This is a genomic window from Shewanella sp. AS16 (assembly GCF_021412365.1).
GTDB lineage: Bacteria > Pseudomonadota > Gammaproteobacteria > Enterobacterales > Shewanellaceae > Shewanella > Shewanella salipaludis.
The window spans coordinates 410,849-436,931 of record NZ_JAKCLK010000003.1; the positions used below are offsets into that span (position 1 = coordinate 410,849).

Annotated in this window: 24 protein-coding genes; 15 read left to right on the top strand and 9 right to left on the bottom strand. The window is 55.6% G+C overall.

What is annotated here, in order from left to right; all coding sequences use genetic code 11:
- Nucleotides 1–88: 88 nt before the first annotated feature.
- Nucleotides 89–2,527: a TonB-dependent receptor gene (locus LZP73_RS10395; RefSeq protein WP_234234848.1), complete on the bottom strand. Its 2,439-nt coding sequence runs from the start codon at nt 2,525–2,527 to the stop codon at nt 89–91.
- A gap of 775 nt (nt 2,528–3,302) precedes the next feature.
- Between LZP73_RS10395 and aceB the strand changes: the two genes are divergently transcribed.
- The 3 genes from aceB (at nt 3,303) to LZP73_RS10410 (ending at nt 8,132) form a co-directional block, all read left to right on the top strand.
- Nucleotides 3,303–4,931 (top strand): malate synthase A, encoded by a 1,629-nt coding sequence (gene aceB / locus LZP73_RS10400; protein WP_442800729.1) that lies wholly within the window; start codon nt 3,303–3,305, stop codon nt 4,929–4,931.
- Between the two features lie 142 nt (nt 4,932–5,073).
- A complete protein-coding gene (gene aceA, locus LZP73_RS10405; RefSeq protein ID WP_234234852.1) occupies nt 5,074–6,399 on the top strand; it encodes an isocitrate lyase in 1,326 nt (441 codons plus the stop codon).
- A gap of 278 nt (nt 6,400–6,677) precedes the next feature.
- Entirely contained in the window at nt 6,678–8,132 is a 1,455-nt protein-coding gene (locus tag LZP73_RS10410) for an HDOD domain-containing protein (protein ID WP_442800730.1), read from the top strand.
- 1 nt (nt 8,133) lies between these two features.
- Here the strand turns inward: LZP73_RS10410 and LZP73_RS10415 are convergent, their stop codons facing one another.
- From LZP73_RS10415 to LZP73_RS10430, 4 genes are all read right to left on the bottom strand, one after another.
- Complete coding sequence (locus LZP73_RS10415; RefSeq protein WP_234234854.1) at nt 8,134–8,727, bottom strand: nuclear transport factor 2 family protein; 594 nt, start codon at nt 8,725–8,727, stop codon at nt 8,134–8,136.
- A 41-nt stretch (nt 8,728–8,768) separates the two neighbouring features.
- Nucleotides 8,769–9,593 carry a zinc-dependent peptidase gene (locus tag LZP73_RS10420; RefSeq protein WP_234234856.1) on the bottom strand — a complete coding sequence of 275 codons (825 nt, stop codon included), beginning with the start codon at nt 9,591–9,593 and terminating at the stop codon, nt 8,769–8,771.
- 261 nt (nt 9,594–9,854) lie between these two features.
- Nucleotides 9,855–10,229 (bottom strand): CopG family transcriptional regulator, encoded by a 375-nt coding sequence (locus LZP73_RS10425; protein ID WP_234234858.1) that lies wholly within the window; start codon nt 10,227–10,229, stop codon nt 9,855–9,857.
- Complete coding sequence (locus LZP73_RS10430) at nt 10,189–10,932, bottom strand: AAA family ATPase (RefSeq protein WP_234234860.1); 744 nt, start codon at nt 10,930–10,932, stop codon at nt 10,189–10,191. The genes LZP73_RS10425 and LZP73_RS10430 overlap by 41 nt, the downstream gene beginning before the upstream one ends.
- Nucleotides 10,933–11,449: 517 nt before the next feature.
- Here LZP73_RS10430 and LZP73_RS10435 point away from each other — a divergent pair.
- The 4 genes from LZP73_RS10435 (at nt 11,450) to LZP73_RS10450 (ending at nt 13,420) form a co-directional block, all read left to right on the top strand.
- Nucleotides 11,450–11,920 carry a GNAT family N-acetyltransferase gene (locus LZP73_RS10435; RefSeq protein WP_234234862.1) on the top strand — a complete coding sequence of 157 codons (471 nt, stop codon included), beginning with the start codon at nt 11,450–11,452 and terminating at the stop codon, nt 11,918–11,920.
- A 60-nt stretch (nt 11,921–11,980) separates the two neighbouring features.
- Nucleotides 11,981–12,190, top strand: a complete 210-nt coding sequence (locus tag LZP73_RS10440) for a DUF3820 family protein (RefSeq protein ID WP_169564188.1) — start codon at nt 11,981–11,983, stop codon at nt 12,188–12,190.
- Between the two features lie 76 nt (nt 12,191–12,266).
- Nucleotides 12,267–12,854, top strand: a complete 588-nt coding sequence (locus LZP73_RS10445) for a GNAT family N-acetyltransferase (protein WP_234234864.1) — start codon at nt 12,267–12,269, stop codon at nt 12,852–12,854.
- A gap of 68 nt (nt 12,855–12,922) precedes the next feature.
- Nucleotides 12,923–13,420 carry a GNAT family N-acetyltransferase gene (locus LZP73_RS10450; protein ID WP_234234866.1) on the top strand — a complete coding sequence of 166 codons (498 nt, stop codon included), beginning with the start codon at nt 12,923–12,925 and terminating at the stop codon, nt 13,418–13,420.
- Between the two features lie 15 nt (nt 13,421–13,435).
- Here LZP73_RS10450 and LZP73_RS10455 read toward each other — a convergent pair whose 3' ends face one another.
- Entirely contained in the window at nt 13,436–14,128 is a 693-nt protein-coding gene (locus tag LZP73_RS10455; protein ID WP_234234868.1) for a pirin family protein, read from the bottom strand.
- 10 nt (nt 14,129–14,138) lie between these two features.
- Nucleotides 14,139–14,582 (bottom strand): DoxX family protein, encoded by a 444-nt coding sequence (locus tag LZP73_RS10460; RefSeq protein ID WP_234234869.1) that lies wholly within the window; start codon nt 14,580–14,582, stop codon nt 14,139–14,141.
- Nucleotides 14,583–14,740: 158 nt separating this feature from the next.
- On the opposite strand from LZP73_RS10460, the gene LZP73_RS10465 reads away from it, so the two are divergent.
- Entirely contained in the window at nt 14,741–15,637 is an 897-nt protein-coding gene (locus LZP73_RS10465; RefSeq protein WP_234234871.1) for a LysR family transcriptional regulator, read from the top strand.
- A gap of 5 nt (nt 15,638–15,642) precedes the next feature.
- Here LZP73_RS10465 and LZP73_RS10470 read toward each other — a convergent pair whose 3' ends face one another.
- Together LZP73_RS10470 and LZP73_RS10475 are read right to left on the bottom strand one after the other, a co-directional pair.
- Entirely contained in the window at nt 15,643–17,367 is a 1,725-nt protein-coding gene (locus LZP73_RS10470; protein ID WP_234234873.1) for a bifunctional metallophosphatase/5'-nucleotidase, read from the bottom strand.
- A gap of 71 nt (nt 17,368–17,438) precedes the next feature.
- The gene (locus LZP73_RS10475) at nt 17,439–18,527 is read right to left on the bottom strand and encodes a CNNM domain-containing protein (protein ID WP_234234875.1); all 1,089 of its coding nucleotides are present in this window, start codon (nt 18,525–18,527) and stop codon (nt 17,439–17,441) included.
- Nucleotides 18,528–18,701: 174 nt separating this feature from the next.
- Here LZP73_RS10475 and LZP73_RS10480 point away from each other — a divergent pair, with 174 nt between their 5' ends.
- The 7 genes from LZP73_RS10480 (at nt 18,702) to bamB (ending at nt 26,078) form a co-directional block, all read left to right on the top strand.
- The gene (locus tag LZP73_RS10480) at nt 18,702–19,823 is read left to right on the top strand and encodes a bifunctional tRNA (adenosine(37)-C2)-methyltransferase TrmG/ribosomal RNA large subunit methyltransferase RlmN (protein ID WP_169564196.1); all 1,122 of its coding nucleotides are present in this window, start codon (nt 18,702–18,704) and stop codon (nt 19,821–19,823) included.
- 46 nt (nt 19,824–19,869) lie between these two features.
- Nucleotides 19,870–20,658, top strand: coding sequence for a type IV pilus biogenesis/stability protein PilW (gene pilW, locus LZP73_RS10485; RefSeq protein WP_234234877.1), 789 nt, complete (start codon nt 19,870–19,872; stop codon nt 20,656–20,658).
- Nucleotides 20,655–21,668, top strand: a complete 1,014-nt coding sequence (locus LZP73_RS10490) for a RodZ domain-containing protein (RefSeq protein ID WP_234234879.1) — start codon at nt 20,655–20,657, stop codon at nt 21,666–21,668. The genes pilW and LZP73_RS10490 overlap by 4 nt, the downstream gene beginning before the upstream one ends.
- A 37-nt stretch (nt 21,669–21,705) precedes the next feature.
- Complete coding sequence (gene ispG / locus LZP73_RS10495) at nt 21,706–22,821, top strand: flavodoxin-dependent (E)-4-hydroxy-3-methylbut-2-enyl-diphosphate synthase (protein WP_234234881.1); 1,116 nt, start codon at nt 21,706–21,708, stop codon at nt 22,819–22,821.
- Nucleotides 22,822–22,967: 146 nt separating this feature from the next.
- Nucleotides 22,968–24,242 (top strand): histidine--tRNA ligase, encoded by a 1,275-nt coding sequence (gene hisS, locus LZP73_RS10500; RefSeq protein WP_234234883.1) that lies wholly within the window; start codon nt 22,968–22,970, stop codon nt 24,240–24,242.
- A 17-nt stretch (nt 24,243–24,259) separates the two neighbouring features.
- Nucleotides 24,260–24,880 carry a tetratricopeptide repeat protein gene (locus LZP73_RS10505; RefSeq protein WP_234234885.1) on the top strand — a complete coding sequence of 207 codons (621 nt, stop codon included), beginning with the start codon at nt 24,260–24,262 and terminating at the stop codon, nt 24,878–24,880.
- Nucleotides 24,881–24,890: 10 nt separating this feature from the next.
- Nucleotides 24,891–26,078 (top strand): outer membrane protein assembly factor BamB, encoded by a 1,188-nt coding sequence (bamB, locus tag LZP73_RS10510; protein ID WP_234234887.1) that lies wholly within the window; start codon nt 24,891–24,893, stop codon nt 26,076–26,078.
- The last annotated feature ends 5 nt before the right edge of the window (nt 26,079–26,083 follow it).

Genomic DNA, 26,083 nt, shown 5'->3' on the forward strand with positions numbered 1-26,083 from the left:
CGAACATTGATGAGGAAGAGGGCAGAGCTTAGCGTCTGCCCTCTTTGCTTTAGGACGAGTCGGCGGCGTTAAAAAGCCTGTGCATGCCTTAAAGGCGATAGCTCAGGCTGAGCTTGAGATTGCATTCGGCCCCAGGGAGGCCACCGAGGAACATTGCCTTATCATAGTAGTCTCGGTTGAACAGATTATTCAGGTTCAACTGCAGCGACCAGTCATCCGTGTCATAGGCTATCGCCGAATGCCATAGACTATAAGCGTCCACATGACCGTCGGGAATGCCGAAGGAGCTCGATGCCGTGCTGCGTTCGGCCACATAGTTGACTCCCAGGCTCAATGAAAGAGGTTGTGGCAACATGGCTAGATTGGCGCTGTAACTGAGCCAGGCGCCGGCGGTGATCATGGGAACGCCTTTTTGATGCGAGTTATAGTCGGATGAATTGGGATCGTTCTTGTTACGGGCATCCTGATATACGCCGTTCAGATTGAATTTCCACTGCTCGTCGAGAAAGGCATTAATATCCAGCTCGACGCCTTTGGTTTCATCGGCACCGTTAAAGAAGTATTGTGGCACTTCGACCGCCGATATCCCAAGTTCATAGTCTGGATTAGTGTACCTCAGGTTGGTGCGCGAACTCTGAAACAGCACCAGGGAGGCCAGCAGCTGATCGTCGAATTGCTTCAGCCGTATCCCCAGATCATAGCTGAGGGACTCAGAGTCCGGCCTGTCATCTTGTTGACCACTGACGCTGCCAAGCAGGCTGTAAGCTATTCTGCCCTTGGCGTGATTGATGAACAAAGACAGCTCATCCACTGGATGATAGGAAAGGCCCAGGTTATAGGTCATGCCATTGTCTTTGCTGTTTTTCTCAGGGATCGGCTCGGCTTTGCTGGTGCTGTAGCGGGAGTCGACGCCAAGATGCGTGTAGGATTGGGCTATCTCATTGAAGGCAAAGCCCAAGCGTGTCGTGAGGGTGTCGCTGAGGTAGCCCACATATTGCAGCCCCAGGCCCCAGGCTTGCACCTGTTTGCTGTAATTGGCGGTCAACAGGGGATCGTACTGCTCGAAGCTGCCCGTTCCCCAGTTGGGATCACGGATATCCAGCAGGTAGGGCAGTTGTCCAAGGTAGAGCAGTTCGCCATTCTTACCCTTGATTTCCTTGTCCGCATCATAGATAGACCAGTCCTGCAGCCTTATGTCCCTGTCTTCCAGATTGGCGTTGAGCAAGAGCTCACTGTCTATGCCGGCCAGGCTGAAGTCATACCTCAAGTCGGCAAAATACTGCCAGGAGGTTTCGTCGGCGTCGACTTTGCGATACTCCTGTCGCCGGGCCGCATAGGGATACAAGACACCATCCACAACCAGTGGTGCGCGGGGATTGGCGTTGGTTGCGCCGCTCCGATGCCAATAAACATAGTTGTAAGCCCCAGTTTGGCGCACGAAGTCGGAATGGTAATCCCGGTATTGCAGTTGTTGATTGAGATAAAGATTATCGCTTAAGTCCAGATTATGGTTGAGCTTGAACCTGAGTTCTTCACCCTGGTTTGGCTCGGTCAGACTCGACAGCAGGCTGGTATCCCCGAGTGCAAAGGGGGTTAGACCATCACCGGCCCTGAGGGAGTCTGCCAGTTGCTGGCGCTGGCTATCGCTCAGGTTCACGCCTTTGCCTTTGGGATCATTGACCAGATCCTGCCAACTGACCTCCATGGCTGACTTGCCCGCGACCGAGTCGCTGTTAAAGATGCGGATAGGATCCCCAATCGAGTCGACCCGCACCGCATCCTGAATATAGGCGACAGAGAACAGCAGATCCTGGGATGGGCCGAATCGCTGCTTGAGCGAGGCATAGATTTCATCTCTGTCTGTGCCCAGCTGACGATAGCCATCACTGCGGCCATGTTTCGCCACCAAGCGGTAGGCGGTATCCTGGGCTATGGCTCCCGTGGTATCCAATGCCAGGCTGTAGCTATCCCATTGGCCCAGTTCAGCCTTGAATTCGGTACCTGCATCGAACCTGGGTTTCTTTTCTATGAGGTTGATGATGCCGCCGGCACTGCCCATGCCGTAAAGCCCGGTAGCCGGGCCTTTCAATACTTCCACCGACTCCACATTGGTGAGTGAGCGGGTCGGATTGAAGCTATTGCCCAAGCCCGCACCACCGTACATGCCATCGTAGGTGTAACTGGTATCCAGGCCCCGGATAGACAGGTTATCGCCTATGCCATAGTTGTTACCCGCTTGGGTGACGCCGCTGATGTTGCGCACCAAGTCTTGCAGATTGCCTGCGCCTTGGCTTTCTATGAGTGCCTGATCCACCAGGACTATGGCCGCTGGCGTTTCCATCAGTGACATATCCGACTTGGTTGCCAGGCCCGAGTTCATCACCAGTCTGTTTTGTCTGCCGTAAACCGTGATGCGCTCGACATCGTCATTGGCGGTGAGCGGCGCCCGGCTCACAGCCGCATGACTCATGCTCGCCATGGCACTGCCGCATGTCAGTAGCATGAGTGAAAAGCCAACAGTTCTCATCTTTATATCCTTCCTTCTCAAAAGGATGGGAATGATAATGATTTTCATTTTTAAATCAATCTATGATTTCAACATTATTCGAGCTGGTTTTCGTCTGCCGTCTTTTCGGAAGAGCCCCGCAATGGCCGCGTCCAGTTGCATGTCAACGACTGTTAGGGGGCTTTGGGTCATGACTGTCATTAAATTGAAAAATAAATGAAAAAAATGTGATTTTTTTGCAGTAAACCAAAACAAATTTCTTTGATGATCGACAAACATAACTCGAATATGGGGTTTTGATGACTATCGCCACTCTTACCATTACGTAAAGGTAAAATTAAAACGCTCGTTTTAATTCAGAGTGGTAAGCCTGTCTATTATGCTTTTGAAAAATAATGATTTTATCTACTTACCTTAAGGGCAATCCAAAACGCTGAGCCGTTCTCTGGCTAGACATTTCGTTCTTATTTGTCGTAACCAAAAGTTTAACTTTGGTAATTTAATAACGTAACAAATTACACTGACGATGGATTGGTAAACTTGTCTGACAAATTTACACTTACAATTCAAACCACATTGCAATAATGATATTTTAATTTTAAATTCAATGCCTTAATTATAATTAATCGTCTTGGTCAGACCAATTTTTCCGCCTGTTATCGCTATTTTATTGCCGAATACAGCCTGTTGCAAAGCCTGTGCTTTATGCGTAGATTTTGGTTCGAAACGAACATTTGATGGTTTTTGGGGCGGCATAAGCGCAAAACCACAGGTTAAGGGTTATCGGGGGCATAAGATGGCGGAACATAGGTTAATGCAACAACAGAGCAAGGCCGGGCTGGCGATAGTTGGCCATGAGGTCACAGGACAAGAGTCACTCTTCAGTGAAGGCGCCGTCAGTCTGCTGGAGGCGCTCTGCCGGGAGTTTGCTGCCGAAGTGCCAGTGCTGCTGGGCGACAGAAAGCAACGACAGGCGCGTATCGACAGCGGAGCCTTACCGGATTTTCTGCCACACACCCAGGCCATTCGTGATGGGGACTGGCAGATAAGAGGGATCCCCGCCGACCTCTTGGATCGCCGGGTAGAGATCACAGGGCCTGTGGAACGCAAGATGGTGATCAATGCTCTCAACGCCAAGGTCAAAGTCTTCATGGCGGACTTCGAGGATTCACTGGCACCCAGTTGGCAGAAGGTGGTTGAGGGACAGATAAATCTGCGTGATGCGGTGCGTGGCGATATCGAATATACGGCGCCACAAAGCGGGAAACACTACAAGTTGGATCCCGACCCTGCTGTGTTGGTCTGCCGGGTTCGCGGCCTGCATCTGCAGGAAAAACATGTCGAGTTCAATGGTCTGGCGATCCCCGGAGCCCTGTTCGATTTTGCCTTGTACTTCTATCACAACTATCGCCAGTTGTTGGCTAAGGGCAGCGGGCCTTATTTCTACTTGCCCAAGCTGGAGAGCCATCTCGAGGCGCGTTGGTGGGCCAAGGTGTTCGCCTTCGTCGAGGACAGATTCTGCCTGCAGAGCGGCACCATCAAGTGCACCTGCCTGATAGAGACACTGCCTGCGGTATTCGAAATGGACGAGATCCTCTATGAGCTGCGTTCCAACATAGTGGCACTCAACTGCGGCCGTTGGGATTACATCTTCAGCTACATCAAGACCTTGAAGCAACATCCGGACAGGGTGCTGCCGGACAGGCAGGCGGTCACCATGGATACGCCTTTCCTGAGCGCCTATTCGCGACTCTTGATCAAGACTTGCCACAAGCGCGGTGCCCTGGCGATGGGCGGCATGGCGGCCTTCATTCCGGCCAAGGATGCCGGGCAGAATGAGGCGGTGTTGGAACGGGTACGCAAGGACAAGGAGCTGGAGGCCCGCAACGGTCATGACGGCACTTGGGTGGCACATCCCGGGCTCGCCGATACTGCCATGGCGATATTCAACCGCTACATAGGGGATGAGCACTGCAATCAACTGCACATCACCCGGGATGTCGACGCCCCTATTCTGGCCAGCGAACTCTTGCGGCCCTGCGAAGGTGAGCGCACTGAAACCGGGATGCGGCTGAATATCCGTATCGCGTTGCAATACATAGAAGCCTGGATCCAGGGCAATGGCTGTGTGCCCATCTACGGCTTGATGGAAGATGCCGCCACGGCGGAAATCTCCAGGGCCTCTATCTGGCAATGGATCCAGCATGGCAAATCGCTTTCCAATGGCAAGTTGGTCACCAAGACCTTGTTTAAAGACATGCTGGTGGAAGAACTCGCCAAGGTCAAAGAGGAAGTCGGCGGGGATAGATTTACCCACGGCAAGTTTACCCAGGCGGCGGTGCTACTGGAACAGATCACCGTCTCGGACGAGCTGGTCGATTTCCTGACCTTGCCCGGTTACGAAATCCTGACGGCTAAGCAGTAAGCATAGGCATACCTATATCACGGCTTCGAGCCTATTGAATCACATTTTGGCGAGTTATCGCCGCAAACGGGTTTGGCAGGGTGGAACTTGGGGGGCAAGTTTCATCCATGCCGAATTTACCACACAGAGGAAGGGGTACACTATGACTAAGGCAACGACTCAAATGACACGCCAGCAACAGATTGACGCGATAAAGCAGGATTGGGCCGAAAACCCACGCTGGAAAGGGGTGCGCCGTCCATACAGCGCGGAGGAAGTGGTCGCCTTACGTGGTTCCATCGTACCAGAGAATACCATCGCCAAGCATGGTGCGGCCAAGCTGTGGGAGCTGGTGAACGGCGGCGCCAAGAAGGGCTATGTCAACTCACTCGGGGCGCTGACCGGCGGTCAGGCGGTGCAGCAGGCCAAGGCGGGGATCGAGGCTATCTACCTCTCGGGTTGGCAGGTGGCGGCCGACGCGAATCTGGCGGGCACCATGTATCCGGATCAGTCATTGTACCCGGCCAACTCGGTCCCGGCAGTGGTATCACGTATCAACAATTCGTTTCGCCGCGCCGATCAGATCCAATGGGGCAATGGCGTCAATCCCGGGGATGAAGGCCATACAGATTATTTCCTGCCGATAGTCGCAGATGCCGAAGCGGGTTTCGGCGGAGTTCTCAATGCCTTCGAGCTGATGAAGTCCATGATAGATGCGGGTGCCGCCGGGGTCCATTTCGAAGATCAGCTGGCTTCGGTAAAAAAATGTGGCCACATGGGGGGGAAAGTGCTGGTGCCGACTCAGGAAGCGGTACAGAAGCTGGTGGCGGCGCGCCTGGCCGCCGATGTCAGCGGGGTGGAGACCCTGGTCATCGCCCGTACCGATGCCAATGCCGCCGACTTGCTGACCTCCGACTGTGATGCCTACGACCGGGACTTTGTCACGGGTGAGCGTACCAGTGAAGGTTTTTACCGGGTCAAAGCCGGATTGGAGCAGGCGATTTCCCGGGGATTGGCCTATGCCCCCTATGCGGATCTCATCTGGTGTGAAACCGCCAAGCCCGACCTGGACGAGGCGCGTCGTTTCGCCGAGGCGATCCACGCCCACTTCCCGGATCAGCTGCTGGCCTACAATTGTTCGCCATCGTTCAACTGGAAGAAAAACCTCGATGACGCCACCATAGCGCGCTTCCAACAGGAGCTGTCGGACATGGGCTATAAGTACCAGTTCATCACTTTGGCCGGTATTCACAACATGTGGTACAACATGTTCGACCTGGCATATGACTATGCCCGCGGCGAAGGCATGAAGCACTATGTCGAGAAGGTGCAGGAAGTCGAGTTTGCCGCGGCGAAGAAGGGCTACACCTTCGTGGCCCATCAGCAGGAAGTGGGCACAGGGTACTTCGATCAGGTGACCACAGTGATCCAGGGCGGGCATTCATCCGTGACAGCCTTGACCGGCTCTACCGAAGAGGAGCAATTCTAACCCTTGCTGTCCCAGGGCAGCCTGGTTCCCTGTGTCGCCTGTTTCAGGCGGCACCCTATTTACGCCAGCCGCGCCTTTGGCTGGCGTGCCTTCCCCTGCTTACCCGGCAGCGTATATACAAGCCAGGCATACAGCCAGAGTTCCAGGCTTTCATTTGCGACTCCTTAGAGTCGCTTTTTTTGTTATGCTAATGCTTCAGAAAAAATCCAGCGTCGCCACTATACTCACAGGTGACTCTTATAATAAGAAAACCATGATTAACATGGGCGGACCATGCAGTGAAAGCAAACAAACTTCCTTCAAAGGGCGTCGATTACTGGACCAAGAGGATCAGTGAGCAGGAAATGCCGGCCCTATGCTCGACCATCAAGGCGCTGGAGAAGCTGGAAAAAGACGACGTCTCATCTCTGGCCAAGCTCGGCAACTCAGTGATGCACGATAATGCCCTGACCTCGAGGATCCTGCGGGTCGCCAATAGTGCCATCTATAACAAGGGCATAAGTCATATCACCACCGTCAGCCGCGCCGCAGTGGTGCTGGGCTTCGATACCATACGCAATATCTGCATTACCGCTAAGTTACTCAGCAGCCTGCTGGAAAATAAGAATTTATCACCCCAGGTCTACAAGAGGTTGCTCAAGCTGATGGCGCAGGGGTTCCAGGCTGCCATGCTGGCCAAGATGATCCTGGGTGAGCATCAGGAAGAATTGCAGGAAGAAGTGTTTATCGCGGCCTTGCTCTACCAGTTGGGAGAGAGTGCCTTCTGGAGCATGGGCGGGGAGGTGACCGAGCAACTGGACGCCCAACTGACAGTGTGTCAGGACAGGGCGGCAATGAATGGCGTCACCCGGGAACTGCTCGGCACCTCCTTCGGCCCACTGACCCAGGGGATAGCCCGTCATTGGGGGCTGGGGGATGTCTTGCTCAAGTCGTTGAATCAGCCGAATGACAGGACGCCGGAGATCCGCAGCATTTTTCTGGCCAACAAATTGACCGAGCTCTTGGGGTCGCCGGGTCAGAATGCGCAGGAGCTGGAGAGGCGTTTGGCTCAGATAGCGGATGTGATGGCCATAGAAATGGATGAACTCAAGGGACGCATTCAGGCCTGCCGACTGGCGACCCAGGAGCTGGCGGAAATGTACGGCGCCAGGGCGCTGGTTGAATATCTCCCCGATACCCAGGCGTTGGCGGCGGCCGCTGCAGCAGCGCCGGCACGCGGCGCCGATGTGCATGTTCAACTGCTCAAATTGCGTGAGTTAACCGGCTTTACCGCGGTGAAGACGGACTTCAATCTGGTGCTCATGACCATGCTCGAGGGCATAGTGCAGGGTGTCGGCGTGGACCGCTGTGGGGTCTTGCTCTTGTCACCTAACCGCAAGTTGTTGCAACCCAGGCTGGTGCTGGGGGACGATGCCCAGCGGATGAAACAGAGTTTCATGCTGGAACTCACGGCGCCGACCAACCTCTTCCGGCGCTGTGTCGAGCTTAAGAGCCCGGTATGGGTGGACTCACCCGCCTCTGTCCATTGGTCGGCGCAGCTCGATGCCAGGCAAGCCGCTCTGGTGTCGGCCGCAGGTTTTTTACTGGCGCCCTTATTGGTGGCCAACAAGGTGATAGGCGTCTGTTATGCTGACAGGCACAGCTCCCAAAGCGGATTCACCCAGGAAGATTTCGACAGCTTCACCCATTTCATTCAGTTGACCAACATCTGTTTGGGTATATCACTGGGCTAGGCTAGTCATTGCCGTCATGGCGCTTGAGTTGCGCTGTGATCTCTTTGGCCATCTCGTTGGGAATGGGGAAGCTGAGGTGATATTGCAGCAGCTTCCATCCCGCCAGGGTGTGGATTAGGGTGCCGCTACTCCGGCAGGCACCATAGGCCGGGCTGCTCAGCCGCTCATCGAAGACGATAACCTCGGCGTGACGCAGCAGATGCCGCTCCATGACGTCATAGCGCCAGCCTTTAGTGGGGCGGGCGTATTTCTCTAACTCGGCCATCCCCCAGCGCTCATCTGCATCTGTGCCCAGAAATAGGGCATCCTGGCTGTAGAGCGAGAAATAGCTATCCCAATCGGCCGTCTTGGCCGACAGGTGCAAGGCATCGAGCACTCTTCCTGCCTCTAGCAGCGCCTGGTCCTCTGCCTCGGCTATTTTTGCTTTGCCGGCCAGGGTCTTGCCGGCAAGGGGCATGGCGGTGTCTGTGGCCTGGACTTGGGTTTCGGCGGCAAGCGGGCCGAACGGGCAGAGCAGCAGGGCGGCAGTCAGCGCCGGCGCCATGGCCCCAAGGCGGAGCTGGCTACAGGGTTTTTCGAGGGGCACTTCATGCATAAGACGTTTTCCTTCGTGAAGCAGTATTCTCCTTGGGCGCATCAGTGCCAGCTGACGGGATCCAAGCGGTAAAAGTGGCTCAGCTCAGTGTACAGTGCCGGATGCTGCTGGTAAAAGATCTCCGGACGTTCGAAGAAGACTTCGCTGATCACGGCAAAAAATTCGGCGGGGTTGGTGGCACCATAGTAATTGAATATCGAAGGCAAGCCATGGGCCGCACAGCGCTGGAGTGCGGCAAACTCCTCGCCCAGCACCTTGGACCAGGAAGGGTAGTCAGTGATGCTGGAGAGAAGGGGGGCACCGTTGGCCTGACCGCCTTCCTGATCCAGCTGATGGGCGAATTCATGGATGACGACATTGTTGCCATCATAGGGCTCGGCAGCATCGACCAGGGTATGGGTCCAGGAGAGTATGACCTTGCCCTGACCCCAGGATTCTCCCGCCAGTATGCGTCTGTGATCCCAGACGATGCCGTTGGCGTCTGCTTGCTGTTGCTTGACGATGAAGGCGTTGGGGTAGACCAAAATGTCTTTGAGTTTGGGGTAATAATCCGTCTTGCGATTGAGCAGCAAGAGGCAGGCCTGGGCGGCTATGGTGACCCTGACATCATCATCTATTTCGAAACCATTGCAGCCGATGAAACGCTTCTCATGGATAAAAATCTGTATGTGCTTCTTCAGCTGTAATTGCAGATCTGTGGGCAGCGCCTTGAAATAGGGCAGGCGCTTCTTGAGTATGCTGCGCCATGCCTTGGGGAAGGGCGTCTTGAGTATCTGTGCCCTGCGGCGGCGGGTGCGGGCGTCTTCAGAGACTATCCAGCCTATGGCGAGACCGCCGAGTAAAATTGTGACTGCTATTGTCAGCATAGTTTATCCGATACTTGTTCATCTACTACATAACTTGGGGGGATGTGGACATAAATCAAGGGGAAGGGGAGGATATCGCCTGTGTGGCATTCAGCCCCTTCAGCGGCAGATTATCCGGGGGAGAGAAAAAAGGCTGGTAGCGCAAAGCTAAAGTTAATTCGGCGCTAATGTCCGGGCGACAATGACATGAGATCCGGGCCAGGAAACCGTATCTACGAATCTGGATCTCATGTCATGCTACCAGCCAACGGGAGGAAAAGGTTAGTCTCTGTAAAGGCTTTGCTCTTTCTGTTTACGCTCATGCACGGGCAAGGCGTAGTGATGCTCTATCAAAAAGCGCACCAGTTTCGACTTGGCAATCTCACATTCGCTCGCCAGATCGGCCAGTTGGCTGATGGCCGATTCACTCAGGGTGAAGGTGGCCTTGCGAAACGGCTCATGGGGCCTGTTGTCCTGCTTGTTTTGCGCCCCTTGAGCCGGCCTGATGAAGGGAACCAGCTGAGCCGTGGTCTGGCGGGCCTCGGGCGCTTGACCCATGGCGTACAGATTGGCGGCTTCGATGAAGTCATCCAACGACAGCTGAGCGGTAACCTTCTTAGACTGCGTATAATTTTTCTTGAGATCGGCCAGTCCCATAGTTACCTCTCATATTGGTTATCTTGGTTTGTGTGATGCGCTGACGTATTTCATCTGCGTTGGCGGCCTCCAGCAGCTCACAGGCAATGCCACGAATTTCATCGGCGGCCTTGCCCTTGGGCTCTATTTCTATCACGGACAGGCCGGACTCTTCACTGTCGTCATAGATGTTGCGGCTATAGGTGATGGCCTTGAGGACATGGATGTCATAGGTCTGGCAGACTTCCTTGGCTTCCAGTATCCGTCCCGCCTGGTTGGGCAGGTTGGGGCACTGAGTGACCACGAAGGAGGCCTTCATCTTAGGGTTGATCATCATACAGGTGGCGACTATGTCATCCATGTGACTGACTGTCTTGAGATCGCGGCGTTTGGGTCTGAGCGGCATAAGCACGTGGGAGGCGACAGACATGCTCGCCCTCAATGCCAGGTTGTCTTGGCCGCCACAGTCGACTATGACATAGTCGTAGTGTTGTTCCAGGCTCAACAAGTCGTTGCGTATCTTGCCGTAGAGTTGCACGCAATTGATGCTGGCTAGCGCCGGATTATTGTTTCTGGCATGGATCCAATCCGACGTAGTGCGCTGGGGATCGCAATCAACCATGATAACCGCAGCACCACACTCGGCCGTGAGAAATACCGCAATGTTTTGCGCCAGACAACTCTTGCCACTGCCGCCTTTTTCGCCACCGACTAATATGATCATCTTGTTTATTCCTGTTATTGCCTGCTTGGCTATTTACTTTTACTGCGTCAACTGGAGCGGGCAGGGTTCAGATTCATTCGAGCCAACCGTCGCTGAACACAACGTTTCCCGGAGTATGCTCAATGTAGATGCATAACGCCTTTGGGTCAATTACTTGAATTTTGACGTTTTTTTACATTATGACCCGCGACATTATTTTGGCTTGGGTGGCTGGGATGGCAAAAAGTTGACACTCCTGGCTGTGGCGGGGAATTTCATTTTTTTACAATAAAAACATGTGATTAACATTTTTTTGATTTATATTTCGCCGTTAACGGCCTGAGTCGCCGGTCATGGGGTCGCATGGCGGCAACTCAAGTATTCCTTCAAGGTATAGATATTCAATAATTAATACATAAATGATATATAAGGAAAGCCCGTTATCTGGCGTGATGCTCGGGTCTGCCGCATTGTCATTTTTCTGCCAAATTGGCGGCGTAGGCTAAAAAACAGCTTTTATTACGAGAAAGGATGCGCGATGGACACCATGAATAAGATGCCGGAATTGGATGTTGGCTTCAGCTTGGCGGAAGAGTCGCCGCTGCTGCATGAGTTGTTGAGCCTGAGGCAAACCGCGGGCCAGGCAAGGTTTAATGCGGATCAATTCGATCCTGACGACACGGCGCCTCTCTATGCCGTCAGCGCCCGGCTCGACTCGGCCAGGGAGCCGGGTTCGCTGGCCAAGCTCGTCGGTGTGGTCAGTGTGGTCGAGGACATGCACCGGCATCTCTATATCCAAGACTTCATCGTCATGCCTCAATACCAGGGATCCGGGTTGTCGCGCATGATGCTCGAACGTGTGTTGGCCTTCGCCCAGCGCAGAGCGGCGCCCGGCACTTGTCTGCGCATTCACGCCCTGGGTGAGGACGAACGTCTCTGCCATGAGCTGGGATTCGTTTCTTCCCACTGCGCCAATCTCGGGCCCAATCTGTCCAAATTACTGCAATAGTGCATCGAAGGTGGAATTTGAGTAGACTGGCGCCAAGTTCCACCGCAGCGACTTATCCCTATGGACGAATCTTTACTGCTCGAAGCCATCAATCAAAAAATGCCTTTCGGAAAATATGCCGGCTGGAAATTGTTGCAATTACCCGAGCCTTATCTGGTGTGGTTTCATGGCCAGGGTTTCCCCCAGGGCAAGTTGGGTGAACAGTTGGCGCTCATCTATGAGATCAAGCTCAATGGCCTGGAAGCCATGCTGCAGCCCCTGCTCGAGTGAGCCGTCCCGGCTCGCTTAGACTGAGAATGTGATCCAACATTATTGAATCCAAAGTTAAACTCAAGTTATTGATACTATGCCACAGGACTCAGATTACCAGATCGTTGCCTTTCAGCCGGCCCATGCCCGGCAGGTGAGCCTCGTATTCCATGAAGCAGTGACGGCCATCAAGCACCCGCGTTATTCGCCCGAGCAGCTGAACGCCTGGTCGCGGGCGCCGCGCTCGGACAAGCACTGGCAATTGCGCCTCGCCCGCTCCCGGGGCTGGGTGGTGCTAAGGAAAGGCATGGCCGTTGAGGAGCCGGCCGCAGCGCAACCAGCCGCAGGGCAGGATGGCACTGGGGTGAACAGGCTGCCACTCTGTTGTGGCTTCATCAATATAGAGACAGGTTTCGGCAGTCGTGGCTACATTGACAGCCTCTACATAGCGCCGGCGCATCAGGGATTGGGATTGGCCGGACGGCTGTACGCCACGGTCGAGCTATGGGCCAGGGAGCAGGGGTATGACAGGCTGACGGTCGACGCCTCCTATGTCTCCAGGCCGCTGTTCGAAAAGTGGGGCTTCATCCTGGAGCGGCGCAGCTATCAGCAGAAGCTGGGGCAAGTCATCACCGGCTTTTCCATGTACAAGCCATTAGGGCATCACGCAGCGGCAAGGCCATAGCTTTTTAGTCGGCATAGCTTTTTAATCGCCATAGTTTTTCAGTCATTCTTTAGTCTGAGTCAGGATATATGCGGGTAAGATTATTTGAGCGTGCGGATGTGGCTCAGTTGGCTGAGGTGTTTCACCTGAGCATCTCGCTGGCCGCGGCGACGCATTATAGCCAAGCGCAGCGTCATGCCTGGTCGGGTGCCGTTCGCAGCGAGGCGTATTGGTTGGCCCGGCTGCAAGACACCCAAACCTGGGTCGCAGAAGAAGCCGGGGTTATCCTGGGGTTCATTAACCTCAAGCCGCCGGCTGTCGATGCCCCCGGCTCCGGTCGCCCCAGCGCCGAGATTGACTGCCTCTTTACCCATCCTGAGCATCAGCGCCGCGGTTTGGCGGGCCTGCTGTACCAGGCATTGCTGCAGCACGCCAGGGCGAGTGGCATGGGACACTTATGTGTCGAGGCCTCTCATCTGGCGATGCCCTTTTTCCTCAAGCAAGGTTTCGTGATCCACAGCCACAACCAACACCCTCGCGGCGGTGAGATCCTGGAGAACTTCAGCATGACACTGGCGCTTGGCTGACGTTCTCCATACAGCTTAAGGCAAGTCGAAGACCAGGGCTTCTACTGCGCTTGCCCGCGACGCCAGCCTGAGTTCGCTTATCTCTGTTACCCTGGCACCATCGCCCGGCTGCAGCGGCTGGCCGTCGAGCGTCAGCTCACCCGAGATCAAGTGCACATATGTATTGCGTGTCTCAGTCGTCAGGTAATTCAGCTGCTCGCCGGCAGCGAGCCGCAGGCGGTAGAGGGTCGCATCTTGCTTTATCTGCAGGGTGCCGTTTTCCCCATTGGGCGTGACAACCGCGGTCAAGGCGCCCGTCTGCTCGAACGCCTGCTGCTGATACCGGGCAGCCTGGCCGAACTCATTGGGCTGGATCCAAATCTGCAGGAAGCGCAACTCGTCGGTCTTGGAGGCGTTGTACTCGCTGTGGTAGATGCCTTTACCCGCCGACATGAGTTGGAACTCGCCCGCCGGCAACACCTTCTCATGCCCATAACTGTCCTTGTGGGCGATTTCTCCCTGAGTCACATAACTGATGATCTCCATGTCTTTATGGCCATGGGTATCGAAACCCATGCCAGGAGCGACATAATCATCGTTGATCACCCGCAGCGCCGAGAAGCCCATCTGTTCGGGATCATAATACTGACCGAAGGAGAAGCTATGGCGACTCTTGAGCCAGCCAAAATCGGCTTTGCCACGCTGTTCTGCACGTCTGATGTTGATCATGGGAACTCCGTTACTTAAGTTTCTGGGCTATGAGGTTATCCAGAGACAATTTGCCGGCTCCCTGGAGCGCCAGCGCCACAGTGATGGCGAGCAAGGCCAGGCCAAATTCATAGCCGTTGTTGGCCAGGAATAAGCCGTTGCCGGCGTGGACGCTGAAGATGGCAATGACCATGGTTATTGCCAGTACCGCTGCGCTTGGCCGCACCAGCAATCCCAGCAGCAACAAGAGACCGCCGAAAAATTCACTGCTGCCCGCCATCAGCGCCATCAGGTAGCCGGGTGTCAGCCCTATGGAGGCCATCCATTGGCCTGTGCCTTCCAGGCCGTAGCCACCGAACCAGCCGAACAGCTTCTGGGCGCCGTGGCCCATGAAGATGATGGCGACAGGGAGGCGCAGTGCCAAAGGTGTCCAGCCGGAGTTGCTGGTGATTAAGGTTGAAATGATTTTTTTCATGATCTTGCTCCAATGTTTGGTTAAGTGTGATGCCGTAGCGGACGCTCAGTGACAGAGTGAGCTCCTCGACTCGAAGCTCAGTCTATGCTTGACCCTGGCCGATAAAAATCGGAACATTTTGATATTAATATTCAAAATTTTTGAACAAAGGTGTCATCATGTATTCCGCCCTGAACCTGGATGCGTTGAGAGTGTTAGATGCTATTGATAAAAAAGGCAGTTTTTCTGCCGCTGCCGATGCCTTGTACAAGGTGCCTTCGGCCTTGACCTATACGGTGCAAAAGCTGGAGAGCGAGCTGGGGGCCAAACTTTTTGATCGCAGCGGTCAACGCGCGGTGCTGACCCAGGTGGGTCGCCTGGTGCTGACCCAGGGGCGGGAGATCCTCGCGGCGACCACGCGTCTGGAGGAAGCCGTGCGGCAATTGGAGACAGGTTGGGAGCGGCGCTTGATTTTGGCCAAGGATACTGTGGTGCCGGACGCGCCGCTATTTGGTCTGATCAGGGAGTTTTGCGAGCTGGGCAAGCAGATAGAACTTGAGCTCACCGAGGAGTCACTCGGTGGCAGCTGGGATGCACTCTACAGCGGCCGGGTCGATATCGCCATTGGCGTAGGTGAGGACAGGCCCAAGGGACAATACCAGATGCATAAGATGGCCGAGTTGAATTTCGTCTTCGCCATCAGCCCATCCCACCCCTTGGCGCAGTCTAACGCCGTCATCTCCAGCGAGGCCCTGCTGCAGTTCCCCTCTGTGGTGGTGGCCGACAGCTCCAGGTCCCTGCCGCAACGCTCATCCGGCCTGTTCGAGAGCCGCCAGGTTATCCGGGTGCCCAACATGCGCAGCAAGATAGAGGCACAGCAGGCCGGTGCCGGGGTGGGGTTCATCCCCAGGCATTTGATCGCCCAGGAGCTGGCGCAAGGCAGTCTGTTGGCCCGTGAGGTGGCGCTGCCACGGGCCCCCCAGGCGCTCTATGTTGCCTGGCGCAAGGACAATGACGCCAGGGCGCTGAACTGGTTTGCCAGCCGTTTGCCTAGCCTGGACTGGGGGATAGACTAGCAGGCTCAGCGCCTGTGGCTGGTATAGTAGACATGGGGAGCCAGGGGCTCGTCGAATAAACCTGCCTTGCCGACGAAGCTGATGAAGGCCCCTGGCAGGGTCAGAGATTCGAGCGGGTCTTGCCAGCGCGATGACAGCAATGCCTGGTAACCTTCCTTGCCGGCGGCCGTGTAGGCGCTGGACACCCCGACATAGTGGCTGTCATGGCAGACGCTATGCCATTCCTGCTCCCGCAGGATCTCCAGGCGGGTGATCCTCTGCCCCTGAACCCGGGTACCGTCATAATGAAACCTGAGGCCGTAGGTGTAGGGGAAACTGCCGGCCCCCGTGCCCGTCACGCCGTTATTGGTGGCGCCATCTATGGCGGACTCCAATGCCTGGTACAGGTAGAGTCCCTGAATTTCATACTTGACCAGCGGCAGATCGAATGGCAGCAAGCCACCGACCACATCGGCCAGGGTCAGCTCGCCCTGGTTGAGGGATTGGCGTACCCCGCCGGCATTATGCAGGGCAAAATCGACTCGAGCGTCGAGCTCCTTGGCTTGGTGATACATGCTGTAACTCACCCAGGGGGCGATTTCGCTGCCGTGGGGAAGGTTCTTGCTCGGCAGCCGGGTGTGAACCAATTCCCTTGGGATGAAGGCCAGCACCTGATTTTCCAGGGCGTCCAGTGCCGGACGATACTCCTCGGCTATGGTCCTGGCGAGGGTCGCAGATTCGTCATCCCAGAGTATCCCAGGGTGCGCCCTGAGCCTGGCCGTTGCTGCGTCATGGTCGGCGCGCGTCACCCCGGCATCGCTGCTGAGCTTGAACTGGGTATCCAGCATGAAGAAGTTGTTGCCCTCGAGACTCACAGCCTTGCCCTGGGCATCGAAGCGGATCTCCGCCAGCCCCAGGGTCTCGGCATACTTGCCGGCATGCACTATCGGGGTGTGATTGACTGTTTCACCATAGGGGATATGACTCAGGCCCAGGGTGCTGAAATCCCCCTGCAGGGTATGGGTATGGCCGCCGACGATCAGGCTGATGCCATCGACCTCGGCCGCCAGGGTCCTGTCTTGATCCAGCCCTAAATGGCTGAGCACTATGATATGGTCTATGCCATCGGCCTTGAGTTGCCTGACAGTGTTGGCCGTGGTGACTATGGCGTTGGCAAAGTGGGTGTCGGCATCGGGCCTGGCGATCAGCTTCATCTGATCCAGGGTGATGCCTATGATCGCCAGCGTCCTGTCATGGAAGGGCTTGAGCAGCACCTTGGCGGTCTGGCTCTGCTCCTGATAGTCGAACAGCATGGGATGATCCCTGAGCTTGCCTGGCTTATGGCTGTCTTCCTGGCTCAGGTCCATGTTACCGGCCAGCACGGGAAAATCGACACGATTCAAGAAGGCCTGCACCGGACTGTTGCCCGCGTCTATCTCATGATTGCCCAGCACCATGGCATCGGGTTTGAGCAGGTTCAGCAAATGGGCATTGGCGGCGCCCTGAAATTCACGAAAATACAAGGTGCCCTGAAAACTGTCGCCCCCGTGCAGGAAGAGAAACTCGCTGCCCTTGGCCTCGGCACTCTTTCGGGCGCGCGCTATCTGAAATCCGAGCCTGGCGTAGCCACCGCTGCGGCTCTGGAGCTGCAACGTCTTGCCCCCTTCATTCAGGCTGAATTGTACCCGGCTGGGTTCGAAATTGGAGTGGGTATCATTGATGTGAGCGAGCATTAAACTGTAGTTGCTCATGTGCGTCCTCCTGACCACGGCCGGCAGGTGCCGGCGATAAACAATAGTGCGGCGGATGGCAGCCGGTCGATTCAGCCCCCGGGGCTGACATCGTCGGCCGTCGATTCGAAATCGCCGTCGGCGGATAAACGAATGCCTTTCTGTTCCATCCTGCGGGTCCATAATCTGCGAGCCAGCTGCTGCATGTCGGTGGCCAAGTCGTTGCTATCGACTATCTCCAGTCCCAACATGGATTCTATTATGTCTTCCTGGGTCACTATTCCCTGACTGCTGCCGTATTCATCGACCACCATGGCGATCTGGGTGTTGCGTTTAATCATGAGTTCGAACAGCGGGAGGATCTTCGCCGTCTCCGGCACCACCACCAAGTTATTCTTGAGCAGGCCTATGGGTTCGTCCGGGCTGTAGCGCTCGGCCAGCAGGATATCTGTGCGGTTTACATAGCCTATGATGTCGTCATGATCTTCGTCATAAACAGGGATGCGGGAAAATGGCTTATCCATGTATTGCTGCACGAACTCATGCTGAGTCAGGCTCACCGGCAGGGAGAACATCACGGTTCTCGGGGTCATGATGGCGGTGACCGGCATATCCCTGACGGTCAGCATCTGGGTGAGGATCTTGGACTCCTGCTCGTCCAGTTCACCGGATTCCCGTCCCAGGCGGGCGAGGGCACTCATTTCCTGGCGTATATAGTGGCCCTCATCGCCCTTGCCAAGCAGCCGTGTGACCCGCAGCGACATCCACACCAGGGGGCGGGACAGGCTTGTCATCCACTTGAGGGCGACCGACACCGCCGGTGCCAGGCTGCGCCAATAATTGGCTCCCAGGGTTTTGGGAATGATTTCCGAGAAAAACAAGATGATGAAGGTCAGCACTCCGGAGAAGACTCCCAACAGCTCGTCGCCGAATACGTGGGAGGCCTGGGCACCGGCGACGGCGGCGCCGACGGTATGGGCTATGGTGTTGAGGGTCAGTATGGCAACCAGCGGGGCTTCCACATTGTCTTTTTGCTTGCTGAGGCGTTTGGCCGCCTTGGGATGGGACTGAGTCAGGCTGGCAATATAGCTGGGGGTAACAGACAAGAGCACGGCTTCAAACACGCTGCACAGAAAAGACACTGCGACGGCAACAAACACTATGATGATGAGGGTTAACATAAAAGTGGGTTTACAATTCCATACTTAGGGACAACGGTGACCCGGGGCAATTCTACCACAGTTTATCGCCCGGCTTATAAATCTTTAGCCGTGGCCGCTGCCGCTGGCTATAATTCCTCAGCCTCTGTATAATTTGCCGCCCTGTTGGCAGGTTTTAGGTGTTGAGGTTAGGCAATGAGTGAAAAAAAGATCAATTTATTAGACCTTGATCGCAAGGCAATGAGAGCGTTATTCGCTGATATGGGTGAAAAACCTTTCCGCGCCGATCAGCTAATGAAATGGCTTTATCATTTCGGTGTCAGTGACTTCGAAGAAATGACCAACATTAACAAAGTGTTGCGCCAGAAGCTGGCAGCACGTTGTGAAGTGGTCGCACCGGAAATTTCCAAGTACCAAAAATCCGAAGATGGCACCATCAAGTTTGCCATCAATGTGGGCAATGGTCAGGAAGTGGAAACCGTCTACATTCCGGAAGATGACAGGGCGACCCTGTGTGTCTCATCCCAGGTCGGCTGTGCACTTGAATGTACCTTCTGCTCTACCGCCCAGCAGGGATTCAACCGCAACCTGTCCGTGTCGGAAATTGTCGGTCAGATCTGGCGGGTATCGCATTTCCTCGGCTTCCAGAAAGAAACGGGTGAACGTCCCATCTCCAACGTGGTGATGATGGGCATGGGCGAACCCTTGCTCAACCTCGCCAACGTGATCCCCGCCATGGACATCATGCTGGACGATTTCGGTTTCAGCCTGTCCAAGCGCCGGGTGACCCTGTCGACCTCGGGCGTGGTACCTGCATTGGATAAACTCGGCGATGCCATAGATGTGGCCTTGGCCGTCAGTATTCATGCGCCCAACGATGAGCTGCGCGACATCCTGGTGCCTGTCAACAAGAAGTACCCGCTGCAGACGTTCCTCACCAGCATACGTGGCTATCTGGCCAAGTCCAACGCCAACCGCGGCCGGGTGACTGTGGAGTATGTGATGTTGGATCACATCAACGACAGCACAGATCAGGCCCATGAATTGGCGCAGTTGATGAAGGACACCCCTTGTAAGATCAACCTGATCCCTTTCAATCCCTATCCTGGCTCGCCCTATGGCCGTTCATCCAACTCACGCATCGACCGTTTCTCCAAGGTGCTGATGGAATATGGCCTGACAGTGATAGTGCGCAAGACCCGTGGTGATGATATCGACGCCGCCTGTGGGCAGCTGGCCGGGGATATTCGTGACAGAACCAAGCGTTTGGCGAAAAAACGCATGCAAGATAACCAGATTTCGGTCACAATGGATTAACTGTTTGTTTGCATTCTCTTTGTTCACATCGAATATAGGCTCGCCCATGAAGCATGGATTGCCAGGATTGGCGTTACTCTTTTGCGTGACTTTGCTGAGCAGCGGCTGTGTCACTGAACGTACCTATACGGGCACAGACACGCCTGTGTCGGAACGTAAACTGGACAAGGTAGCGGCGGCAAGGGAGCGGGTGCAGCTCGGTCTGACCTACCTCAATCGTGGCAATAGCGAACAGGCGAAATATAATCTCGACAAGGCGCTGGAATATGCGCCCGAACTGGAAGATGTGCATGTCGCCCTGGCGTATTATTACCAGACTGTGGGCGATCTGGTCCGCACCGAAGAGTCTTACAACAGGGCGATCAGCAGCAAGGATGCCAGTGGCGACTCAATGAATAACTTCGGGGTGTTCCTATGTCAGCAGAAACAGTATGACAGGGCCGAGAAGTTATTCCTGGCCGCGATTGAAATGCCCAAGTATACCCGTACCGCATCCAGCTATGAAAATCTCGGCATTTGCAGCCGGGACGCAGGTCAGGTAGAAAAAGCGCGACACTATTTTGAGATAGCGTTAAAGTATGATCCGAGACGACAAGTTTCATTACTCGAGCTCGCCGAACTCGAATTAGAGCAAGGTGAACTGACCGCCGCCCGTGCCCAGATGGTGCGTTATCATTCGGTGACGGCGCAGACACCAGAGAGTTTGGCACTCGCCATTCACATAGAGCAGGCGCTGAAGGATGATGCCGCGGCAAGAAGGTTTGGTATTTTACTGCTTGCCAAGTTCCCCGCATCACTTCAAGCCAAGCAATACAGAGCTAATTTGCACCAATGACAGATAAACACACAGATGTGCACAAGGATGATGCCCAAGACAAAGATTCGGCTCAGCAGATAACCCTGGGACAACTGCTGAAAACAGCCAGGGAAAACAAGGGCCTGAGCATTGACGATGTGGCTTTTAAACTGAATCTGCGGCCATGTATGGTACGGGATATCGAAGCAGATAACTTCGCCAATATTTCCTCCCCGACCTATGTGCGCGGTTACGCCAAAAATTTCGCCCGCCTGGTGGAGGCCGACAAGCAGGAGCTCGAAGCCTGCCTGCAGCGTCAGGCGCCTCAGGTTACCGAGCCGGCGATGCAAAGTTTTTCCCGCAAGACCACCCACGAGGCCCGCGACAGCCGGCTGATGCTGGTGACCTATCTGGTCATATTCGCCCTGTTGGCACTCCTGGTGCTCTGGTGGGTGCAGAAGTCGTCACTGACGACAGACATAGATTTCTCCAAACCTACCATGGAAGAAATTGCCGCCGCCGAGCAGGCCAAGGCACGGGAAGCCTCTTTTTCTGCGCTGGAGACTGGCAGCGAAGTGCATTCGGGTCAGAGCGGCACGCTTGCCATTACCCATGAGCCCATTACCACAGACCCCATTACCGCAAACCCAGACACAGCCGAGCTCCTGGCTTCGGCACCGGTAACACAAGGACAAACGCCCCGGAACCCGGCGGATGACGGCCAGGCAAGCCAACATGCTCAAGACAGCGCCCATGGCGGCGGGCCCGAGGCGCAGGATAATAGTGCCAGCCAGGCAGAGACTGCATCGACCCTGACTATCGTCCTCAGCGGCGACTGCTGGCTCAACATCAAGGATGCGAGCGGCAAGATCCTGGTCGATGGGGTCAAGAGCCCAAGTGATGAGCTCAAACTGAGTGGCCGCGCCCCCTTTAAGGTGATCCTGGGCGCGCCGCAGACCGCCATAATGCATTTCAATGGGCAGAGTGTCAGCCTGGCGGCGTTTCCTGCCGGCCGCGTGGCACGCCTGACCCTGCCGCAAACCGAATAATGCTTGCCCGTCAAAACGAGTAGTAGAGTAGAATCCTATGTACAACGAATCTCCCATCATCAGACGTCAATCCAGCCGCATCTATGTCGGTAAGGTGCCCATAGGTGACGGTGCACCCATAGCAGTGCAGTCTATGACCAACACCAAGACCACGGATGTTGACGCCACCGTGGCGCAGATCCGGGCGCTGGAAAAAGTCGGCGCCGACATAGTTCGAGTCTCTGTGCCGACCATGGATGCCGCCGAGGCCTTCAAGATCATCAAACAGTCGGTGAATGTGCCGCTGGTGGCCGATATCCACTTCGATTACCGCATCGCCCTCAAAGTCGCCGAATACGGCGTCGATTGCCTGAGGATCAACCCGGGCAACATAGGCAATGAGGCGCGCATTCGCAGCGTGGTGGAATGCGCCCGTGACAAGAATATTCCTATCCGCATAGGGGTCAACGGCGGTTCATTGGAAAAAGATCTGATGGATAAGTACCGCGAGCCGACGCCGCAGGCGCTGTTGGAATCGGCGATGCGCCATGTGGATATTCTCGATCGCTTGAATTTCGATCAGTTCAAGGTCAGCGTCAAGGCTTCCGACGTGTTCCTGGCCGTCGAGTCTTATCGTCTGCTGGCCAAGCAAATACGTCAGCCGCTGCACCTGGGGATCACCGAGGCGGGCGGCGCCCGCGCCGGTGCCGTCAAGTCGGCCGTCGGTCTGGGCATGTTGCTCGCCGAAGGCATAGGCGACACCCTGCGTATCTCGCTGGCGGCCGATCCCGTCGAAGAGATCAAGGTAGGTTTCGACATCTTGAAATCCCTGCGCATTCGCAGCCGAGGCATCAACTTCATCGCCTGTCCGTCTTGCTCGCGTCAGGAGTTCGATGTCATCAGCACTGTCAATGAGCTGGAGCGCCGCCTCGAAGATGTGACCACGGCCATGGACGTGTCCATCATAGGCTGCGTGGTCAATGGTCCTGGTGAGGCCCTGGTGTCCCACATAGGGCTGACGGGTGGCCATAACAAGAGCGGTTATTACGACGAAGGCGAGCGCCAGAAAGAGCGTTTCGATAACGACAATCTGGTGGATTCGCTGGAAACCAAGATCCGCGCCAAGGCCAGCATGATGGCCAATCGCATTCAAGTTCAAGACCAAACCGAATAGCGGCTGTTACCGCCAGGCACCTGTGCCGGTTGCCGTTTCGCTGCCGCCGGTTTCAGCCTGGAGAGCCAGTTTTGCGTTTAAGGCCGAAGCGCCTATAATGCGGGACGTTTTTTTATCAATTTACGTGAAACGGACGAGTCGACACAGTGGCAAAACAGATCCAAGCGATTCGCGGAATGAATGACATTCTGCCTACCCAAAGTCCTCTATGGCAAAAACTTGAAGGTGTCCTGCGCTCGACCGTGAGCGCCTATGGTTACAGCGAAATTCGCACTCCCATAGTGGAAAGTACCGATCTTTTCAAACGTTCAATTGGTGAAGTTACTGATATCGTTGAAAAAGAAATGTACACCTTCGAGGACCGCAACGGTGACAGCCTGACCCTGAGGCCCGAAGGCACGGCTTCGACTGTACGCGCAGGTAACGAGCATGGCTTGCTCTATAACCAGGAGCAGCGTCTGTGGTACATGGGCCCCATGTTCCGCCACGAGCGCCCCCAGAAGGGCCGCTATCGTCAGTTTCATCAGTTCGGTGTCGAAGTCTATGGCATAGGCACCCCGGACATAGATGCCGAAGTGCTGATGTTGTCGGCCCGTTTGTGGCAGAAACTCGGCATCAGCGAGCATGTCACCCTGGAGCTCAACACCCTGGGCGATCCTGCCGAGCGCAGCGCCTACCGAGATGCCTTGGTGGGCTTCCTGGAGCAGCATAAAGACAGGTTGGATGAAGACAGTCAGCGCCGCATGTACAGCAACCCGCTGCGGGTGCTGGACTCGAAAGACGCCGGCGTGCAAGCCCTGCTGGCCGATGCTCCCGCCCTGATGGACTATCTGGGTGAAGAGTCCCGTGGTCATTTTTCACAATTGCGTGAACTCCTGGACGCCGTAGGCATCCAATACAAGATTAACCCGCGTCTGGTGCGTGGGTTGGACTATTACAACCGTACTGTTTTTGAATGGGTGACCACGAGTCTGGGGTCTCAGGGCACAGTGCTTGCCGGTGGCCGTTACGACGGTTTGGTCGGTCAGCTGGGCGGTAAAGATACCCCGGCCGTCGGCTTCGCCATGGGGCTGGAGCGCATCGTCTTGCTGCTGGAAACCCTGGAATTGAATCTGGACTTGCCGGCCGAGGTCGATGTCTATGTGACCGCCATGGGGGATAGCTGCCGCATCGAAGCCATCAAGCTGGCCGAAGTGCTGCGTGATGCCTTGCCTGAACTCAGTGTGATGAGTCATTGTGGCGGCGGCAATTTCAAGAAGCAGATTAAGCGGGCCGACAAGAGCGGCGCGGCCATCGCCATCATCCTGGGCGAAGACGAGCTGGCGAATAATCAGGTCGCGGTAAAACCTTTGCGCAATGACAGTGAACAACAAATAGTGTCCAGAGATGAGTTGGTCTCTTTTCTGGCAGGACTTAGCTAACTAAAGGGGACGTGCGCGTGGAAATTTATAGCACAGAAGAACAACAAGTCGATGCTATCAAACAGTTTTGGAAAGACTACGGTAACTCTATTCTGATTGGCGCCATAGTAGGTTTGGGCGGCCTGTACGCTTGGAACTATTATTCGGATCTCAAGATTGCTCAGACCGAAGCCGCCTCACAGGCGTTCAGCAACATAAGCCAGAATGCGAGCGATGCCGCCGCGGTAGAAGCGGGTGCCGCCGAGTTTGCCAAGGTGCACGATCAAAGCGGCTACCAGGCTCTGCTGGATCTGATCCTGGCCAAGTCTGCGGTAGAAGCCGGCGAACTGACCAAGGCCGAAGACGCGCTCAAGCGCGTGATCGCCGCCAAGGCGGGTGCCGGCCTGGATATGATAGCCACGCTGCGTTTAGCCAGGGTACAGGCAGAGCAGGGCCAGTTGGCCACGGCGCTGACGACACTGGACCAAGTGACAGAGGATGCCTTCGCCGCCCAGCGTGATGAACTCAAGGGTGACTTCCTGGCGCGCCAGGGGGAAGTGGATAAGGCGAAAGCGGCCTATCAGGCTGCGATGGACAAGGGTGGCGTAGCCGCGAGTCCGGCGTTGAAAATGAAATTCGACAGTCTTAACCAGGCATAAGGAAACAGCCATGAAGTCTTGGTGCAAAAACCTGCTTGCCGCTGGATTGAGTCTGGCCGTACTGTCGGCTTGTTCGTCCAGTGATGTCGAGGAAGAGCCTGTCAGCGAGCTGACCGAAATACAAGCGAGTGTCTTCCCCGAGATCAGCTGGAGTACCAGCGTCGGTGATGGCGTCGGCGATTATTACTCCCGGCTGCGTCCCGCGGTCAATTATGGCAAAGTTTTTGTTGCCGACAGATACGGCACCATAGAAGCCTTCGATGAAAACACGGGGGAGCGGGTATGGGAGCGGGACTTCAGCGAAGCCTTCCGCGACCACCCTCTGGCGAAGAACAAGGGCGCCCGTCTGGCGGCCGGTGTCGTCGCCGCCCGTAATAAGGTCTTCATCGGCAGTGAGAGCGGTCTGCTCGGCGCCCTGAATGCCGAAGATGGCAGCAATGCCTGGCTCAGCAGCACGAATGGCGAGTTGTTATCCGCGCCGACGGTCGCCGAAGATGTAGTGGTAGTGCATACCAGTGCCGGCAACCTGGACGCCTTCGATGTCGACACGGGCGAGAAGCTGTGGAGCTACGAGATGCAGCTGCCCAACCTGACCCTGCGCGGTACGGGTTCGGCGGCCTATGAAGCCGGTGGCTTCTTCCTCGGCAGCGCCGATGGCAAGATAGCCGTGGTGATCAAGGGCAACGGTCAGGCGGCTTGGGAGCAAGCCATCTATAGCCCGAGCGGCGGCAATGAGTTTAGCCGCATGGCGGATGTCGATATGACGCCGCTGATCCTCGGCGAGAACCTGTACGCCGTCAGCTATAACGGTAACTTGGTGTCCATGGAACTGCGTACCGGCCGGGTGATCTGGAGCCGTAAGTATTCCAGTTTCAACGAGCTGGCTTCAGCTGGATTGAGCCTGTACCTGGTCGACGATCACAGCCGCGTCTACGCCATAGACAAACGCAATGGCCTGGAATTGTGGAGCAACTCTGAGCTGGCCAACCGCAGCCTGACCTCCCCGGCGGTATTCGGTAATTACCTGGTCGTTGGTGACTTCGAAGGTTATTTGCATTTCCTCGACAAGAGCACAGGCGCCATAGTGGGCCGGGTCCAGGTGGACAGCTCGGGTTTGTTCAGCCAACCTTTGGTGGTAGGCGACAAAATTTATGTTCAAGGCCGCAGCGGTAAGGTGGCGACAGTAACACTTCCCTAATTTAA

Coding starts and splice junctions, on each gene's coding strand:
- LZP73_RS10395 (WP_234234848.1), bottom strand. CDS start 2,527: ATGAGAACTGTTGGCTTTTCACTCATGCTACTGACATGCGGCAGTGCC.
- aceB (WP_442800729.1), top strand. CDS start 3,303: ATGGCGGAACATAGGTTAATGCAACAACAGAGCAAGGCCGGGCTGGCG.
- aceA (WP_234234852.1), top strand. CDS start 5,074: ATGACTAAGGCAACGACTCAAATGACACGCCAGCAACAGATTGACGCG.
- LZP73_RS10415 (WP_234234854.1), bottom strand. CDS start 8,727: ATGCATGAAGTGCCCCTCGAAAAACCCTGTAGCCAGCTCCGCCTTGGG.
- LZP73_RS10420 (WP_234234856.1), bottom strand. CDS start 9,593: ATGCTGACAATAGCAGTCACAATTTTACTCGGCGGTCTCGCCATAGGC.
- LZP73_RS10425 (WP_234234858.1), bottom strand. CDS start 10,229: ATGGGACTGGCCGATCTCAAGAAAAATTATACGCAGTCTAAGAAGGTT.
- LZP73_RS10430 (WP_234234860.1), bottom strand. CDS start 10,932: ATGATCATATTAGTCGGTGGCGAAAAAGGCGGCAGTGGCAAGAGTTGT.
- LZP73_RS10435 (WP_234234862.1), top strand. CDS start 11,450: ATGGACACCATGAATAAGATGCCGGAATTGGATGTTGGCTTCAGCTTG.
- LZP73_RS10440 (WP_169564188.1), top strand. CDS start 11,981: ATGGACGAATCTTTACTGCTCGAAGCCATCAATCAAAAAATGCCTTTC.
- LZP73_RS10445 (WP_234234864.1), top strand. CDS start 12,267: ATGCCACAGGACTCAGATTACCAGATCGTTGCCTTTCAGCCGGCCCAT.
- LZP73_RS10450 (WP_234234866.1), top strand. CDS start 12,923: ATGCGGGTAAGATTATTTGAGCGTGCGGATGTGGCTCAGTTGGCTGAG.
- LZP73_RS10455 (WP_234234868.1), bottom strand. CDS start 14,128: ATGATCAACATCAGACGTGCAGAACAGCGTGGCAAAGCCGATTTTGGC.
- LZP73_RS10460 (WP_234234869.1), bottom strand. CDS start 14,582: ATGAAAAAAATCATTTCAACCTTAATCACCAGCAACTCCGGCTGGACA.
- LZP73_RS10465 (WP_234234871.1), top strand. CDS start 14,741: ATGTATTCCGCCCTGAACCTGGATGCGTTGAGAGTGTTAGATGCTATT.
- LZP73_RS10470 (WP_234234873.1), bottom strand. CDS start 17,367: ATGAGCAACTACAGTTTAATGCTCGCTCACATCAATGATACCCACTCC.
- LZP73_RS10475 (WP_234234875.1), bottom strand. CDS start 18,527: ATGTTAACCCTCATCATCATAGTGTTTGTTGCCGTCGCAGTGTCTTTT.
- LZP73_RS10480 (WP_169564196.1), top strand. CDS start 18,702: ATGAGTGAAAAAAAGATCAATTTATTAGACCTTGATCGCAAGGCAATG.
- pilW (WP_234234877.1), top strand. CDS start 19,870: ATGAAGCATGGATTGCCAGGATTGGCGTTACTCTTTTGCGTGACTTTG.
- LZP73_RS10490 (WP_234234879.1), top strand. CDS start 20,655: ATGACAGATAAACACACAGATGTGCACAAGGATGATGCCCAAGACAAA.
- ispG (WP_234234881.1), top strand. CDS start 21,706: ATGTACAACGAATCTCCCATCATCAGACGTCAATCCAGCCGCATCTAT.
- bamB (WP_234234887.1), top strand. CDS start 24,891: ATGAAGTCTTGGTGCAAAAACCTGCTTGCCGCTGGATTGAGTCTGGCC.